Annotated in this window: 1 protein-coding gene; it reads right to left on the reverse strand. The window is 47.0% G+C overall.

Going from position 1 to position 568, the window contains the following annotated elements:
- Window positions 1-86: 86 nt before the first annotated feature.
- Window positions 87-398, reverse strand: coding sequence for a 50S ribosomal protein L21 (rplU, locus tag A3750_RS24265; RefSeq protein WP_068458279.1), 312 nt, complete (start codon window positions 396-398; stop codon window positions 87-89).
- Between the last annotated feature and the right edge of the window lie 170 nt (window positions 399-568).

Consider the following 568-nt stretch of genomic DNA (forward strand, 5'->3'; position numbering starts at 1 on the left):
CGACCGTTCCGGGTACTACCACCCGCTTTTTTGTGAGCCATTAGATTACTCCTTACGCTACCTGATTCGCACTAGGTGCAAACAACTTAGCCTTTAATTCCAGTGATTTTCACCTCAGTGTACCACTGACGGTGACCCATTTGCTTCATGTGGTGCTTGCGACGCTTGAACTTCATGATCTTCACTTTGTCATGACGACCATGACTAACAATCTCTGCTGTCACTTTAGCGCCTTTCACGTTTGGCTCACCGATTTTTACATCGTCGCCGTTCGCTACTAGCAATACACGATCGAAATCAACTTTAGCGCCCGTCTCAAGCTCAATCTTCTCGAGCTTAAGGACTTCGCCCTCTGTAACACGATGCTGTTTACCACCGCTTACGATAACTGCGTACATTTTCTTCTCCAAAATATATTCTCCCTCGTCGCGACTGATAGCCGCCATGTCGTCATTTCTTCGCTTCAGTGAACCTGATTGCGCATCTGTTTCTAAAGGAAGCTCTTCGGCAACCCTATAACAGAGAATGACCTCGCTATTTGAGGGGCGCGTGATTCTAAGACAAGCAT

The organism is Oleiphilus sp. HI0079 (genome assembly GCF_001635105.1).